General features: G+C 63.2%; 16 protein-coding genes. 12 read left to right on the forward strand and 4 right to left on the reverse strand.

What is annotated here, in order from left to right; all coding sequences use genetic code 11:
- Positions 1–19: 19 nt before the first annotated feature.
- The 3 genes from LZ496_RS06910 to LZ496_RS06920 are packed head-to-tail and all read left to right on the forward strand — an operon-like array spanning position 20 to position 2,934.
- A complete protein-coding gene (locus LZ496_RS06910; protein WP_249903917.1) occupies positions 20–208 on the forward strand; it encodes a hypothetical protein in 189 nt (62 codons plus the stop codon).
- Positions 205–2,622: a ligase-associated DNA damage response DEXH box helicase gene (locus LZ496_RS06915; RefSeq protein ID WP_249904911.1), complete on the forward strand. Its 2,418-nt coding sequence runs from the start codon at positions 205–207 to the stop codon at positions 2,620–2,622. The genes LZ496_RS06910 and LZ496_RS06915 overlap by 4 nt, the downstream gene beginning before the upstream one ends.
- Before the next feature lie 39 nt (positions 2,623–2,661).
- Positions 2,662–2,934 carry a hypothetical protein gene (locus LZ496_RS06920; RefSeq protein WP_249903918.1) on the forward strand — a complete coding sequence of 91 codons (273 nt, stop codon included), beginning with the start codon at positions 2,662–2,664 and terminating at the stop codon, positions 2,932–2,934.
- Positions 2,935–2,939: 5 nt separating this feature from the next.
- On the opposite strand, the gene LZ496_RS06925 is transcribed toward LZ496_RS06920, so the two are convergent.
- Positions 2,940–4,457: a M20/M25/M40 family metallo-hydrolase gene (locus LZ496_RS06925; protein WP_249903919.1), complete on the reverse strand. Its 1,518-nt coding sequence runs from the start codon at positions 4,455–4,457 to the stop codon at positions 2,940–2,942.
- Positions 4,458–4,531: 74 nt separating this feature from the next.
- On the opposite strand from LZ496_RS06925, the gene LZ496_RS06930 reads away from it, so the two are divergent.
- Positions 4,532–4,987: a hypothetical protein gene (locus LZ496_RS06930; RefSeq protein ID WP_249903920.1), complete on the forward strand. Its 456-nt coding sequence runs from the start codon at positions 4,532–4,534 to the stop codon at positions 4,985–4,987.
- 29 nt (positions 4,988–5,016) lie between these two features.
- Entirely contained in the window at positions 5,017–5,679 is a 663-nt protein-coding gene (pdeM, locus tag LZ496_RS06935; protein WP_249903921.1) for a ligase-associated DNA damage response endonuclease PdeM, read from the forward strand.
- On the opposite strand, the gene pabB is transcribed toward pdeM, so the two are convergent.
- Entirely contained in the window at positions 5,676–7,421 is a 1,746-nt protein-coding gene (gene pabB, locus LZ496_RS06940; RefSeq protein ID WP_249903922.1) for an aminodeoxychorismate synthase component I, read from the reverse strand. The two genes, pdeM and pabB, sit on opposite strands and share 4 nt — an antisense overlap.
- Before the next feature lie 72 nt (positions 7,422–7,493).
- Between pabB and LZ496_RS06945 the strand changes: the two genes are divergently transcribed.
- The 7 genes from LZ496_RS06945 to LZ496_RS06975 all read left to right on the forward strand — a co-directional run bounded on the left by LZ496_RS06945 (position 7,494) and on the right by LZ496_RS06975 (position 12,604).
- Complete coding sequence (locus LZ496_RS06945; protein ID WP_249903923.1) at positions 7,494–8,747, forward strand: dipeptidase; 1,254 nt, start codon at positions 7,494–7,496, stop codon at positions 8,745–8,747.
- 10 nt (positions 8,748–8,757) lie between these two features.
- The gene (locus tag LZ496_RS06950; protein WP_249903924.1) at positions 8,758–9,420 is read left to right on the forward strand and encodes an MBL fold metallo-hydrolase; all 663 of its coding nucleotides are present in this window, start codon (positions 8,758–8,760) and stop codon (positions 9,418–9,420) included.
- 152 nt (positions 9,421–9,572) lie between these two features.
- Positions 9,573–9,752 carry a 50S ribosomal protein L32 gene (rpmF, locus tag LZ496_RS06955; RefSeq protein WP_249903925.1) on the forward strand — a complete coding sequence of 60 codons (180 nt, stop codon included), beginning with the start codon at positions 9,573–9,575 and terminating at the stop codon, positions 9,750–9,752.
- A gap of 31 nt (positions 9,753–9,783) precedes the next feature.
- Complete coding sequence (gene plsX / locus LZ496_RS06960; protein ID WP_249903926.1) at positions 9,784–10,833, forward strand: phosphate acyltransferase PlsX; 1,050 nt, start codon at positions 9,784–9,786, stop codon at positions 10,831–10,833.
- Complete coding sequence (locus tag LZ496_RS06965; protein ID WP_249903927.1) at positions 10,830–11,789, forward strand: beta-ketoacyl-ACP synthase III; 960 nt, start codon at positions 10,830–10,832, stop codon at positions 11,787–11,789. Before plsX ends, LZ496_RS06965 begins: the two co-directional genes overlap by 4 nt.
- A gap of 106 nt (positions 11,790–11,895) precedes the next feature.
- Positions 11,896–12,222, forward strand: a complete 327-nt coding sequence (locus LZ496_RS06970) for an integration host factor subunit alpha (protein ID WP_249903928.1) — start codon at positions 11,896–11,898, stop codon at positions 12,220–12,222.
- A gap of 7 nt (positions 12,223–12,229) precedes the next feature.
- The gene (locus LZ496_RS06975) at positions 12,230–12,604 is read left to right on the forward strand and encodes a MerR family transcriptional regulator (protein WP_249903929.1); all 375 of its coding nucleotides are present in this window, start codon (positions 12,230–12,232) and stop codon (positions 12,602–12,604) included.
- On the opposite strand, the gene LZ496_RS06980 is transcribed toward LZ496_RS06975, so the two are convergent.
- On the reverse strand, positions 12,601–13,071 hold the full coding sequence (locus tag LZ496_RS06980) for a SixA phosphatase family protein (RefSeq protein ID WP_249903930.1): 471 nt from the start codon (positions 13,069–13,071) through the stop codon (positions 12,601–12,603). The genes LZ496_RS06975 and LZ496_RS06980 overlap by 4 nt on opposite strands.
- The gene (locus LZ496_RS06985; protein WP_249903931.1) at positions 13,068–15,776 is read right to left on the reverse strand and encodes an ATP-dependent DNA helicase; all 2,709 of its coding nucleotides are present in this window, start codon (positions 15,774–15,776) and stop codon (positions 13,068–13,070) included. The genes LZ496_RS06980 and LZ496_RS06985 overlap by 4 nt, the downstream gene beginning before the upstream one ends.
- Positions 15,777–15,806: the final 30 nt, after the last annotated feature.

Raw genomic sequence — 15,806 nt, forward strand, 5'->3', positions numbered from 1 at the left:
GGTGCATGGAGTGTATGTCATGGATACTGGCGGACTGAACCTGTTCACGATGGAAGTCATTGGCGTCGTCATCCTGGGCGTGGTCCTGATCTGGGCAGTTCTGCGTACGCGGAGCAAGGGCAGGTCGACCAGTAATCCCAGGACCGAACAGGCGACCCGCGACCTTTACGAGGCCGAGGACAAGGCGGCCAAGCGTCAAGAGCCCTGAGCCCAGCGCTTCCGCCACCTCTCGAACAATGGTTTGCCGCAAGGGGGTGGCAGCCTCGCCGGCATCAGTTGGAGATGTTGGCGGCCGCACGTGACGGCGCGAATACGTTGCTTGTTGCAGCAACCGGCGCCGGAAAGACGCTGGCGGGTTTCCTTCCTACCCTGGCCGACCTGATCGAAGCACCGGCGGACGGCCTGCATACCCTTTACGTATCGCCGTTGAAGGCCCTGGCGGTCGATGTTCAGCGCAACTTGTTGACCCCGGTCGCGGAAATGGACCTCGATATCCGCGTCGAAACCCGAACCGGCGACACGCCTTCCGACCGGAAAGCGCGCCAACGCGTACGTCCGCCGCAAATTCTGCTGACCACGCCGGAATCCCTGAGCCTGCTTCTGAGCTATCCGGACAGCAGGCTGATGTTCGAGAATCTCCAGTCCGTCATCGTCGACGAGATACATGCCTTCGCCCGGGACAAGCGAGGCGATCTGCTGTCGCTTGCACTGTCGAGGCTGCAAGCGCTCGCTCCCCAGCTTCGTCGGATAGGTCTCAGCGCAACGGTGGCCGAGCCCGACGCCTATCGTTCCTGGCTCGCGCCGGATGCCGATCTGGACGCGGTGCGGCTGGTGAAGGGGGACCCGGGCGCGGATCCCGACCTTTCGATCCTCATTCCCGAAAACCGCATCCCCTGGTCGGGTCACTCTGGCTATCATGCGGTGCGCGACGTGATGCAGCTGATCGAGAAGCATCGCACGACGCTGATTTTCTGCAACACGCGGGGCCTCGCCGAGCTGACGTTCCAGAAGCTGTGGGCCGTCAACGACCAGTCGCTACCGATCGGGATCCATCACGGCAGCCTCGCCGTCGAGGCGCGGCGGCGGATCGAGGCGGCCATGGCCGACGGCAAGATTCGCGCGCTGGTCGCGACCGCGAGCCTCGACCTTGGCATCGATTGGGGCGACATCGACCTGGTCATTCAGATGGGCGCCCCCAAGGGCAGCTCTCGCCTGCTCCAGCGGATCGGGCGCGCCAATCACCGGCTGGACGAGCCGTCGAAGGGAATGATCGTTCCCGGGAACCGGTTCGAATATCTCGAAGCCCGGGCCGCGCTTGACGCCATCGACGATGGCGAGCTGGACCCCGAGACGTTCCGCCCGGGGACGTTGGATGTCCTTGCCCAACATGTCCTCGCGGTCGCCTGCGCCGGACCGTTCGACGAAGCCGAACTACTAAACGAAATTCGTTCGGCTGCTCCCTATGCCGGGCTCAAGGACGAGACTTTCCGCGAGATCCTCGGCTTCGTTTCGACCGGCGGCTATGCATTGAAGGCCTATGACCGGTTCAGGCGTATCGTCGAGGAGCCATCCGCCTCAGGCCACTGGCGTCTTTCGAAACCGACGATCGCCCAGCAGCACCGGATGAATGCGGGGGTGATTGTCGAGCAACCGCTGCTCGACGTCCGATTCAAGGGCGGGCGGCGCCTTGGAACCGTCGAGGAAGGCTTTGCCTCAACGCTTTCTCCCGGCGACCATTTCTTCTTCGCCGGCCTCAGCCTGGAGGTCGAGCGCATCAAGGACACCGACATAATCGTCCATGCGTCAAAGAAGTCGGCGCGCATCGTCACCTACGGCGGACAGCGAATGTCGATGTCGACGCACCTCGCCAACCGCGTAAGGAACATGCTCGCTGATCGGAACGACTGGCATCGCTTTCCCGACGATGTGAGCGAATGGCTGGAGGTCCAGTCCGAACGCTCGCTGCTCCCGGAACCGCACCAGCTGCTGGTCGAGACCTTCCCGCACGAAGGCCGCCACTATATGGTTGCCTACAGCTTCGAGGGCTGGAATGCGCACCAGTCGCTGGGGATGCTGATCGCCAAGCGCATGGAGAAAGCTGGGCTGAAGCCGCTGGGCTTCGTCGCCAACGATTATGGCCTGGCTTGCTATGGCCTGGAGCCTGTCACGGACCCGCAATCCTTATTCTCGGCCGACATATTGGAACGCGAGTTCGTGGAGTGGGTCGAGCGTTCCTATTTGCTGAAGAATGCATTTCGCGAAGTCGCGGTGATCGGCGGGCTGGTCGAGCGGCAGCATCCCGGCAAGCGCAAGACCGGGCGGCAGGTCAGCTTTTCAACCGACCTCATCTATGACGTGCTTCGCAAATATGAGCCGGACCATCTGCTGCTACGGGCCGCCTGGGACGATGCGCGGACCCGGATGACCGAGCTTGGCAGGCTGGTTCGGCTGGTCGATCGGGCGGCGGCGACGATGGTGCATGTCGAGGTCGACCGGATCACGCCCATGGCGGTGCCGCTCATGGTTATCGTCGGCCGGGAGGCGGCGCCGGAAGGCAGCGCCGATGAAGCGTTGCTGGTAGAGGCCGAAGCGCTTGCCGAAGAGGCGATGCGGCTGGAGTAACCGATATCGCGGGCCGCCCGAGCCGGCTAAACTACGGACATGCGCGTACTGATTCTGCCTGTTCTTCCGCTTCTATTGTCTGGCTGTGTCGTTGGGGCTGTTGCCGACGCCGCGGTTGATGTCGTCACACTGCCGGTCAAAGTCGTCTCGACCGGGGTCGATGCGGTGACGACCAGCCAATCCGAAGCTGATGAAAAGCGCGGCCGGGAGATCCGCAAGGCCGAGGAAAAAGCCGGGAAAGAGGCTCGCGCCCGGGAGAAGCGCTGCCGCGAAGGCAAGCCTCTCCCGAACGACGATTGCTCGGCGCTTTAGCCGACCTAGTTCTTCTTCTTGGCGGTTCGCGCGACTTCATAGAGGAAGTCGGCGTACAGAACGGCCTGCCCGTCGAAGCCGACCACCTTGGGATTGGTGCTTTCGATGAGCAGCCATTCGTCCGGCGCATGGGCGCCGCCACCGCGACCGGCGCCGAACTGACCGGCCGGAAGATGCAAAGGCGGGCCGGTGAACACGACGCCCGGCCAGCTACCGGCAGATCGTGCCGACAGGGTGGCCGGAATTTTCGCGTCCGCAAGCGTCGCCTGCTCCGCCTTGATCAGCGGGCTGTTTTCGTCGGTCTGGTTGGGGCCGTAACCGCCGCTGACATTGACCTCGATGTCGCCGAAGCCGCGCTTGGCGAGATGGGCCTTCAGCTTAGAGATGACTTCGTCCTTGGTCATGTCGGGCACCAGCCGAAGGTCGATCTTGGCCTCCGCACGGCCGGGAAGGACCGTCTTGCCGCCAGGTCCCATATAGCCGCTGACCAGTCCCTGGATGTTGATGGTCGGCTGCTCGGCAAGCCGGTAGGACGCAGTCAGATAATCCTCGTCCTTGTACCAATGCTTGATGCCCAGCGTCTTCATATCGTCCGCTTCATTGCCTGCGGCCACGTCGGCGGCGATCAATTCCTTCTGCCGTGCGGTCAGCGGCTTCACATTGTCGTACCAGCCGTCGATGGCTGGCGTTTGACCATCCTCGGAAACGAGAGTGTTGAGCGCCTTGATGAGGTGCCAAACCGGGCTGTCGACATTCGCCTTGAGGCTGGAGTGAACGTCCTTGGTGGGGCCACGGCCCCATTTCTCGCCGCTGGAGATGAGCTGCAGCTCGACTGCGCCCTTGGCACCCAGAAGTAGCGTAACCTGTCCGTCGACGGACTGGCTTGCCGACGGGATGATGATGCCGACCGCTTTCTCCAGGGCCGCCTTCACCTCCGGCTGGGTGACTACTTGCGAGAAGTTGGGCGAAGCGATTTCCTCTTCGCCTTCCGCGACGAACACCAGGTTGACCGGAAGCTTGACGCCCGACGTCTTGAAGGCGCGCAGCGCCGTCAGGAAGGCGGTTTCCGGACCCTTCTGGTTGACCGCGCCGCGGCCGACGAGCGCCTTGCCCTCTCCGGGCCTGTCGACGATCTTCCCCTCAAGCGGCGGCGACGACCATTCGGCCGGGTCATAATGCTTCACGTCGTACATGAAGTAGATCGCCAGCGTGTCCTTGGCGCCCGCATCGAGCGTCGCGAAAACGCCCGGGACCCCGGCGGTGTCGATGATCTTCGCTTGCTGGAAGCCCGCATCGAGCACCAGCTGCTTCATATATTCGGCGCCTTCGCGGTGATTGATGTTCATGTTGGCGATGGTCGGCAGCGCGATCCATTTGCGAAGACGATCGATCGACGCGTCATGGTCCGCCTTGATCGCAGCGACCACCTTTTCCCGGCCAGGATCGCCCGGCTTGGCGAACGCCGCCGACGAGCCCACCGCGATCAATGTGGTCGCAGCCAAAAACGCTGAACGCAATTTCATGATTCCTCCCCTTCAGGTCCCAATTCGGCAATGAGACTGGAACGTCGGGACGCGTTCGTCCAGAGTAAGTATCGATGCGCTACTTTCTCGACACGGAATATAACGGATTTAACGGGCAGCTATTGAGCCTGGCGCTTGTTCCCGAGGACGGCAGCGAAGAGTTCTACGTCACGCTGGAGTTCGACGAGCCCTACGATCCGTGGGTCGAGCGACATGTCGTCCCCTTCCTCGACATGGTGCCGGAGGGCCTCCGTGGCCCGCGCCTGTCCCGGCTGGCAGCGGCCGAGGCGCTGGCATCCTGGCTCGCCCATGATGAAGCGCCTGACATAGTTGCCGATTGGCCCGAAGATTTGGCGCAACTGTCCATGTTGCTGGTAACCGGCCCGGGAATGATGCTGACCGTTCCGCCATTGAGCCTCCACTTCGTTCCGCTTCACGGCTTCTCGACGGCAGCCAACAGCACGGTCCCGCACAATGCGCTTCACGATGCGCGGGCGCTTCGCGATCACATCATGAACCATTTGGAATAGCGGCAGAATTCGCGCTACAGGCGGAATCGATGGTTCCCCTTTCGTTCGCTCATCATGATTTTCAGGCAAGCCCGGCTGGAGCCGTCTATTGGCCTTCCGAACGGGCGATGCTCGTTGCCGATCTGCACCTTGAAAAGGCCAGCTGGTTCGCGCGTCTGGGCCAGATGCTTCCGCCCTATGATTCCCTGGCGACGCTCCAGGCGCTCGCGGAGGAAATTGAGCGAACCAAGGCCGAGCATCTCTATTGCCTGGGCGACAGCTTCCACGACCGGTTCGGTTGCGAGCGGCTTCCCGGCGATGCCCGGAGCCTGTTGCTGCGCCTGACGTCGCAGATCGACTGGGTCTGGATCGTCGGCAATCACGACCCTGGATTTGCCGATCAATGCGGTGGCCGGATCGAGGAGGAATGCGAGGTCGGCGGCATCGTCCTGCGCCACGAGGCCGTGGTCGGGGAGGCCCGGCCGGAGATTTCGGGCCATTTCCATCCCAAGATGAGGCTCAACCTCAAGGGACGAAATGTTTCACGACGCTGCTTCGTCGCCAGCGCGACCAAGTTGATCCTGCCAGCCTATGGTGCACTGACCGGAGGGCTCGACGCCGGTCATCCCGAGATTGTTCGAAAGGTCGGCTCGACGGCTTCGGCACTGGTTCCGGTTTCCGACCGGATGCTGCGCTTCCCGATCGCCGCCTAGGCGATGCGCGCCGGGATCAGGCCCCGGATGACGTTGCCGATATAAAAGCCTTCATCGAGATCGGCGGGTGTGAGCTCGGCTTCCTGTGCCTTGCCTTCCTCGATCAGCTTGGCCCTAAGGATGCCCGGCATGAGGCCGCGCGACAGCGGCGGGGTGAGGAGTTTGCCGTCCCGCTCAACGAAAATGCTGGTCCGGCTGCCTTCGGTAAGCTGACCGTCGGGATCGACGAAGATGGTCTCGTAGGCATCCTCGCTCTCCCTCGCGAGGTCGAGGAAACGGCGGTCGGTCGTCTTGTAACGAAGCCGGAAATCACTGGGATCGACCGGAAGCGGTCGCACCGCCACCCGGACCGGAAGGTCGGCCGGATCGTCATAGGGCTTTGCCTGGATGGCCATCGCCCCGCTGCGCGAGAGAAGCAGGCGGACCATTGCCCGCTGCTTGCGGCCGAAAGTTGCGGCCTGCAGTTCATTGCGGGCGGCATGGCGGTCGAAACGGAAATCCAGGTCCGCCGAGGAATTTCGCATTCGATCCAGATGCCGGTCGAGATCGACGATGCCTTCTGACGGGTCAAACCGCATCGTTTCAATCAGGTCGAAGTCCTGGCTTTCGCGACGCACGAAATCCCCTTTCAGCAAACACTCGGCCCATTCATTGCTTGGCTCGCTGTCCACGACAAGCCCAGATCCGAGGCCGAGGCGGGCCTTCGCCGACGGCCGGTGCCATTGCAAGGTTCGGATCAGCACATTGAACGCCGCATCCCCCGCCTCCCCGTTCCGATGAGGTTCGATCCAACCCATCGAGCCGGTATAGGCGCCCCGAGGTTCGAGTTCGAGCTGCCGGAGGGCCACAATCGCCGCGATCTTTGGCGCGCCGGTTACGGAGCCGCAGGGGAAGATGGTGCGGAGAATGTCTATCGCATCGCATTCGGACCGAATCGTCGCGGTGATCCGGCTGACCATCTGATGGACGGTCGGATAGGTCTCCACGGCGAACAGGTCTGGCACTTCCACGCTTCCCGGGATCGAGATGCGAGCCAGGTCATTGCGCATCAGGTCGACGATCATGAGATTCTCGGCGCGTTGCTTCTCGTCGGAGGCAAGCTCGGCTGCTTCGGCCCGGTCGGCGACGTCGACGCTTCGCCGGGGCGCGGTTCCCTTCATGGGCCTTGCCTCGACGACGCCTCGGCCAAGCGTGAAAAATTGTTCGGGCGACAAGGAGATGACAGCCCTGTCGTCATGCAGGACGACCCCGCCCCAGCCTGCTTGCGATGATCGGCGCAGCCGCGAGTAGATCGCGATTGGATCTCCGGCGACCGCCACATCGCAGCCGAATGTCAGATTCGCCTGGTAAAAATCCCCGGCAAGTAGATGGTCGTGAACCGCCGACACGGCCGCTTCGTACTGAGCCCGCGAAATGCGCGGCGACGGGAGCCCGACGAATGCGCTGTCCGGTGAAGGGAGGAGCGCCGAAATGACCGGCGTTTCGAATCCATCAAACAGTCCAAAGCAAAGTAACGGCCCGCCGGGCTTTCGGAAGCTGGGCACCAGCTTCGGGTCCAGGGCGTGACCGGCTTCATAGGCGAGATAACCGGCCGCATGCTTGCCGGCTTGCAGCCCCGACCGGATCCGATCGAGCGCGGGGACAACTTCATCCAGTTCGTTCGCGACGATGACCTTGGAAGGCTGCCGGTATAGCCGCGGCGCCGCTCCCCCTTCCCGCGCATCGTCGAACAGGATCCACATGATGCGCCATTGCCCCCGATGGCACTGCTCCGTAAACCCTCGCGCAAATCATAACTGGGAGGGGTCCTGCCAATGCGTTCGTTCGTTTTGCTTGCTGCGATGCTTGTTTCCACATCCGCGCTTGCTCAACAGCCTATCGATGCCAAGGTTCAGGCCCGCATCGACCGTATCTTGAAGAAGACGCCGCTCATCGATGGCCACAACGACATTGCCGAGCAGCTGCAGGAAAGCCACGGCTTCCGTATCGACAATCTTGCCAGCGGAACCGACAAATGGCCGGACAATCCGCTGATGACCGATATGGCCCGGCTACACGCCGGCCGCGTCGGCGGGCAGTTCTGGTCGGTCTATATTGACGGCAATCATACTGGTGATGAGGCAATCCGCCGGACGATCGACCAGATCGACATCGTCGACAGAATGATCGCCGCCTACCCCAATGATCTTGAGCGGGCGTTGACAGCCGACGACGTCGTCCGGATCCACAAGAGCGGCAAAGTCGCATCGATGATCGGCATCGAGGGTGGCCGGCAGATCGGCGGCGATCTCGCGGCGCTCCGCCAATTCTATCGGCTAGGCGCGCGCTACATGACGCTGACCCACAACCAGACCACCGAATGGGCGGACAGCGCCACCGACGAACCGAAGTATGACGGCCTTTCCCCCTTCGGCCTCAAGGTTGTCGCTGAAATGAACCGGCTGGGGATGCTGATTGACCTGAGCCATGTATCCGCGGCGACGATGCGCGACGCGATCGAGGCTACCCGGGCGCCCGTAATTTTCTCGCACAGCGGAGCAGGCGGGTTGAACGCTCATCCGCGCAACGTGCCCGACGAGGTACTGCGGCTTTTGCCCGCGAATGGGGGCGTCGTAATGGTCAACTTCGTGCCGCCCTTCCTGTCGAAGGAAGTTTGGGAATGGGGCGCGGCGCAGTCCGCCGAGGAAGCGCGGCTCAAGGCCATGCATCGCGAAAGCAAGGCCGCTGTGGCCGCGGGCAAGAAGGCTTGGGAGGCGGCCCACCCGCGTCCCGAAACCGGCGTGACCGACGTCGCCGACCATATCGAACATGTCGTCAAGTTCGCGGGCTACGACAATGTCGGCCTCGGCGGCGATTTCGATGGAATTCCCTTCACGCCAACCGGCCTGACGGGCGTCGAGACATATCCGCTGATTTTCGCGGAGCTGATCAAGCGCGGCTGGAGCGACGAGAATCTTGCCAAGCTTGCGGGGGGTAATGTGCTGCGTGCGCTGCGTCGGGCCGAGACGGTTTCGGCATCGATGAAAAACGTGCCGGCCGCGCTCGACAAACTTCCGGGCCAACCCTAGGCGAATTTTCATGTCGAATCCGCCGCTTAAAGCCGCGATCATCCCGGTCACGCCGCTGCAGCAGAACTGCACGCTGCTGTGGTGCACGGAAACGATGAAGGGCGCCTTCGTCGATCCTGGCGGAGACCTGGATCGGCTGAAGGCGGCGGCCGCACAGGCCGGCGTAACGATCGAAAAGATTTTGCTGACGCACGGTCACATCGACCATTGCGGGCAGGCGGGCATCCTCGCCGAAGAACTGGGCGTGCCGATCGAAGGCCCGCATGAAGAAGATTTGTTTTGGATCGCGCGGCTGCAGGAAGATGGGCAGCGGTATGGGATCAACGGCAAGCCGTTTGAATCGGATCGCTACCTTGTCGACGGCGATACGGTGACAGTCGGCAAGTTGACCTTCGACGTGCGTCATTGCCCTGGCCACACCCCCGGCCACGTCGTTTTTCACCACCCCGAATCGAAGCTGGCGATCGTCGGCGACGTGCTGTTCCAAGGCTCGATCGGACGAACCGATTTCCCGCGCGGCAATCACCAGAATCTGCTGGATTCCATCACCCAGCGGCTATGGCCGATGGGAGACGACACGCATTTCGTGCCCGGCCATGGACCCATGTCCACCTTTGGCCACGAACGGGCGACCAACCCCTTTGTCGCGGATCGTGTCCTGGCCCGGGCGTGAATCGCTTGCGCGGCCCAGAGATTCCGCTATAGGGCGCCTTCGTTCGCGACGATCCGGCCGCCGCCGCGGGGGTCCTTTCACGAGGACCCACGACGAGCTGGGCGCAGGAGAGTCGCCTATTTTTTTGAACCGAAGATTGAGGAAGAGCCGAGATGGCCGTCCCTAAGAGAAAAACGTCGCCCTCGAAGCGCAACATGCGCCGCAGCCATCACGCGCTGAGCCCGGCTGCTTTCCAGGAATGCCCGAACTGCGGCGAACTGAAGCTTCCGCACAATTTGTGCTCGGCCTGCGGCCACTATAACGGCCGCGAGATCGTTTCGACCGAGGCCTGAGCGGCATTAGCGGCACGAGGGCACAACACGCATGGACGTGAGCCCGCGCATCGCAATTGACGCCATGGGTGGAGACATCGGCCCGGCGGTGATGATCGCCGGTATGGCCCGTGCGCGCCGCAAGGACCGGGCCCTCAGGTTCGATGTCTTTGGCAACGAAAAGCTTATCAAGCCGGAGCTGGATAAGCACCGGCCGCTGATGGAAGCGGTCACCCTCCACCATACCACCGATTCGATCGAAGCATCGGAAAAGCCTAGTCAGGCCATCCGCAGAGCCAAAACCACCTCGATGGGAATGGCGATCAATGCGGTGAAGGAAGGCACTGCCAACGCCGCGCTTTCGGGCGGCAATACCGGCGCACTGATGGCGATGGCCAAGCTGGCGCTTCGCACCATGCCCGGGATCGATCGGCCCGCTTTGGCGGCATTACTCCCGACCCTCGGCACTACCGACTGCGTCATGCTGGATCTTGGCGCCAATACGGAATGCGATGCCCAGAACCTGGTTCAGTTCGCTGTGATGGGAGCGGCCTATTCGCGCACGGTGCTTGGCATTTCCAAGCCGAGGGTAAAGCTGCTCAATATCGGTACCGAGGAACTCAAGGGCACTGGCGAGCTCAAGGAAGCAGCCGCTCTCCTGCGTGAGGCAACCTATCTTCCCTTCAAGTTCGATGGCTTCACCGAAGGCGACAAGCTGTCGCGCGGCGACGTCGACGTGGTGGTAACCGACGGATTCTCCGGCAATATCGCACTCAAGACGGCGGAAGGAACGGCGCGGTTCGTGACCGACCTGTTGCGCCGGGCGTTCACGTCATCCTTGAGATCGAAGGCGGGATTCGCCCTTTCCAAGCCGGCGCTGAACCTGCTCAAGGTCCACCTCGACCCAAATAATCACAATGGCGCGGTCTTCCTCGGTCTCAACGGGCTGGTGGTGAAGAGCCATGGCGGTGCCAATTACAAGGGCGTTGCCAACGCCATTGCCGTTGCTGCATCGATGGTCCGCAACGATATCACACGGAAGATCGGCGACGATCTCGACAACTTCCGCGCCCATGCATTTTCTGGAGAAGCAGCCGAATGACCCTTCGTTCCGTCGTTAAGGGTACCGGTTCCGCGCTTCCTTCCAGGCGTGTCGACAATGCCGAACTGGCAGAGATGGTGGAAACGTCAGACGAATGGATCGTCGAACGCACGGGTATTCGCAGCCGCCACATTGCGGCGGACGGCGAGACCACCGCCACGCTGGCGGTGGAGGCCTGCCGCAAAGCGCTCGAATCGGCCGGGCTGCAGCCCGACGACATTGGCCTCATCGTGCTGGCCACCGCTACGCCGGATCAGACCTTCCCGTCTTCGGCGACCAAGGTTCAGGCGCTGCTCGGGATTCGAGATTGCATTGCCTTTGACGTCCACGCCGTCTGCACCGGCTTTCTTTATGCGTTGAGCATCGCCGACGCGATGCTGCGCGGTGGAAATGCCAAGCGCGCGCTGGTCATCGGTTCCGAGACCTTCAGCCGCATTCTGGACTGGGAAGACCGGACCACCTGCGTCTTGTTCGGGGACGGTGCGGGTGCGGTGGTCCTCGAAGCGGAGGAAGGCGAGCGCGGTATCCTGTCGACTAAGCTCCACGCCGATGGGCGGCATAACGGGTTGCTGTTCGTCGACGGGGGTCCGTCGACCACAGGAACGGTAGGCAAGCTGCGAATGAAGGGCCGCGAAGTCTTCCGTCACGCGGTCGTGAACCTTGCCGACGTGCTGTCCGAAGTATTGTCGGAAGTCGGCCTTACTTCCTCCGACATTGATTGGGTCGTGCCCCATCAGGCCAATGCCCGGATCCTCGATGCGACAGCCAAAAAGCTTGGCCTGCCGCCCGAGAAGGTGATCGTCACAGTCGACCGCCATGCCAATACATCAGCGGCATCCGTGCCCCTGGCGCTTGATGTCGCGGTGCGCGACGGGCGCGTCAAACCGGGCGACCTCCTTGTCCTCGAAGCGATGGGCGGCGGATTTACTTGGGGCGCGGCCGCTCTCCGATATTGAAACCCAAGGAAAAACCGGCAATGTCGAATTGCCGACGGCGGAACTTTGCAGTAGCGTTACGGCAAGGTCAGCGAGAGCAACGTTTTAGGGGGCGGAGATTCTTAACATGGCTGATGCGGGTATTGCCCGTTCGACGGACGGATTGCACTTGGGCACGCTTACGCGTGCCGACCTGTCCGATATCGTTCACAACCGGCTGGGCGTGTCGCGCGCTGAAAGCGCGAGCATCGTCGAGCGCGTATTGCACCACATGTGCCACGCGCTGAGCGACGGCCAGAATGTGAAGGTTTCCGGCTTCGGAACCTTCATACTGCGCGACAAGGGTGAGCGGGTCGGCCGCAACCCGAAGACCGGCATCGAAGTGCCGATCGCTCCTCGCCGGGTCATGACGTTCCGCGCAAGCCAGATCATGCGCGACCGGATCGCCAAGTAAGGCGGCTGTGGCGACCGGCGAAAAATCTCCGGACGCCTTCCGAACGATCGGCGAGCTTTCCGCCGAGCTTGGCGTGGCGCAGCATATATTGCGCTATTGGGAGACGAAGTTCCCTCAATTGAAACCGCTTCAACGGGCCGGGAACCGACGCTACTATCGGCCGGACGACGTCGCGCTAGCCCGGCGCATTCACCGCCTTCTCAGCGAAGAAGGCTATACGGTGAAGGGCGTTCAGAAGCTGCTCAGGTCAAAGGGCGGCGTTGACGCGGAACCAGCCCAACCGCCGGCCTTTAAAATGCCGAGCATTCCAGGGGACGCGCTCCTTGATCTCGACCGGCTACGGTCGGTTCGCGATCAACTGGCCACCGCGCTCCGCGACTAGCGCAATTCCTTTGGCTTGATGAAACGGACCAGGCGCCCGGTTGCCTCCGTTACGTCCGCCCAACGGTCCACCGGAATTCCTATCTCGATCAGCGAGCCCGTCGGCATTTCGACGTCTTGGCCGGTGAGGCGGCTGGCCAGCCGCTCGAAACCGGGATTATGGCCAACCATTGCAAGCCGCCCGACTTCTTCGGGCGCGCTTTGCACGAGGGCCAGCAGTTCGCTCGTCGCGGCGTCGTAGATCCGCTCGTCGAATCGAACGTCGAGACCTGCCAGTTCGGCAGTCTCCGCTGCCCTTGCCGCAGGGCTGGAAATGACCAGATCATATTCCAGGTCGAGCGCTCGCATCTCCTCGCCGATGCGCTTCGCGTCCTGCTGGCCACGCTCGATCAATCGCCGGTCGAAATCGCGTCCCGTATCGGAATCCCGCTCGGTCTTGGCATGGCGAAACAGTGTCAGGCTCTTCATCGTTCGCTCTCCGCCATGATGGGTTGAGAAGCGCCTTCTGCGGCAAAAAGTTTCGCCCTGACGCGCTCCAGTGCAACATCGAAGGTAACCCGTGAGACGGGGACTTCCGGTGGAAAGGCCGTCAGCAGGCGCGAGGGAAGTGCGCTCGACAGGATGACGAATAGCCCGCGGTCCCCCTGTCGGCGGATCAGCCGCCCGAAGGCCTGGGCCAACCGCGCTCGAACCACGCGGTCATCGTAGGCGCTACCGCCGCCGGCGAGCCTGCGCGCGGCATGAAGCACGGTTGGCCTTGGCCAGGGAACCCGTTCCATCACCACTAGGCGCAAGGAATCTCCAGGGACGTCAACGCCGTCGCGCAAGGCATCGGTCCCAAGCAATGACGCGTGCGGGTCGTCACGGAAGATATCGACCAGCGTACCGGTGTCGATCGGATCGACATGCTGGGCCAGCAGCGGCAGCCCTGCCCGGGCGAGCCGGTCGGCAATGCGCGCGTGGACCGCCCGCAACCGCTGGATAGCCGTAAACAGCCCGAGCGTGCCGCCTTCCGCCACCTCGATCAGCCGGGCGTAGGCGCCGGCCAGCGCGGAAATATCGTTCCTGCCGATATCCGTGACGATCAACACTTCGGCCTGCCGGCCATAGTCGAAAGGGCTTTCCGCTTCGAAATGGCCGGCCGGACCAGGCAGGTGGAGCGCACCCGTGCGCGCTTCCGCGCTCGGCCAGCCCTCGGGGCCGCGGAGCGTTGCTGATGTAACGAGAACGCCATGGGCCTGTTCAAGCACTGCCCGTGCGAGCGGACGGGTCGGGTCCAGCCAGTGCCGATGCAGGCCGACATCATATTCGCGGCCCTCGACGCGGTCGATCGCCAGCCAGTCGACGAAGTCGGGATCTCCAGCGCCGCCGATCCTACCCAGCAAGGCAATCCAGCTGGCCAGTGTCTCGCGCCGCCAGGCGAGCCCGCTGATCGCTCCTTCAACACGGGCGCGGGCCTGCGAATCCAGCCAGTCCGGTGCATCTTCGAGCAGCGCTTCCAACCGCCGATTCAGCGCCGCAAGGGGCTTGGCCAGCGATTCCAGTGCTTCCATCGCGGCGGAGGCAGCCGACACGAGATTGCCGTCAGGCTCAGCCAATTCGGTTTCAAGACCGTAGCCCGCTTCCTGCGCCTTGGCCCTGGCGTAGACGGTACCGCGAACTTCATGCAGCAGCGCTTCCACCGGGCCGAATGGGCCGCCCTCCGCCAACCGTGCAAGCCAGCCTTCGCTTGGCATCGTCCGCGCTGCCTCGACGGCAGCATCAAGCGCCTGCGCTCCCTGCTCGTCATAGCTTGCGACGTCGAGCAGGCGTGCCGAGAGGCCTCGCCTCCGCCCGCGCGATTTGCCCTCCGGCCCCACGATCCAGCGCCGCAACTCGATGGCCTCGCGGCCGGTCAGGGCTGACGAAAAAGTCGAATCCGCGGCATCGAACAGGTGATGGCCTTCATCGAAGATGATCCGGCTCGGTGCATCGGGCCGCCCACGCGCTGCATTCACCATCACCAGCGCATGGTTGGCGATCACCAGGTCCGCCTCTCGCCCCGCCCGCTCGGCACGCTCGATGAAGCATTTCCGATAGTGCGGGCAGCCTGCATAAACGCATTCGCCGCGCTGATCCGTCAGCGCCGTGGCCCCGGCGCGCCGGAACAGGCTGGGAAGCCAACCGGGCAAGTCACCGCCGACCATGTCACCGTCCTTGGTGTAGGCTGCCCAGCGCCCGACCAGCTGTGCCAGCACGGCGGCTCTGCCGGAAAATGCGCCCTGCATCGCGTCCTCGAGGTTGAGGAGGCAGAGATAATTCTCCCGACCCTTGCGGATCACGATCCGGCGCTTGCGTTCATCCGCATCGGGAAACAGGCGCACGCCTTCTGCATCGAGCTGCCGCTGCAACGCTTTGGTGAAAGTGGAAACCCAGACGGTTCCGCCGGCCCGGTCCGCCCAGAGGGAGGCCGGCGCGAGGTAGGCGAGCGTCTTGCCGATACCGGTCCCTGCCTCGGCGAGCAGCATGTTGGGATCGCCTGCGGCCCGGCGCGGGGCGAAGATGGCGGTGGCCTCTGCCGCCATCGCCCGCTGTCCTTCGCGCGACTCAGCCTGGGAGCCCGTCAGCTCGGCAAGCTTTTGCCCGGCGTCCGCGGCAGGGATGGAAATCGTCTTGGGCTGCGGCCGCTCTGCCTGATCCTCCCATTGCGGCAGGCGCGAGAAGAGCATCCGTTCGGCCCGTTCCGGCTGGGCGATGCGCTGGCCAATGAACGGCGCCCAGCTCCAGCCGAGGCGCTGGAGCGTCGCATTGGCGGTCCATGCCCCTTCCCGTTCCGGCCAATCTGTATCGGCCAGTACGGCGAGCAAGGCTTCCGCGATTTCCACCAGCTTGGCGGCCGCCTCCGACTCGCCGGCCGGAGGCAGGATTCCGGTCGCTCGCGCCAGCCCCGCGACGGTCGGAACGGCGAAGCGTGCCGGGTGGACGAATGCGAATAGCTCCAACAAGTCGAGGCCGGACACATCGGCGTAGCCAAGGCGTTGACCGACCAGCGGTGCGTTCAGGATGATGTGCGGAGTATCAGCCAGGCGGGAGATCGCCTCGCCCCGCGACGCCTCGCGCACCTCGCCTACGGCGGCGATCCAGATACCGGCATGGGTTGCATGAAGGGCAGGAAGAGGCAAAGGAGCGCGCACAACGACTTATCCAATGACCATGCCGGAACG

The organism is Sphingomonas caseinilytica, assembly GCF_023516455.1.
Taxonomy (GTDB): Bacteria; Pseudomonadota; Alphaproteobacteria; order Sphingomonadales; family Sphingomonadaceae; genus Sphingomicrobium; species Sphingomicrobium caseinilyticum.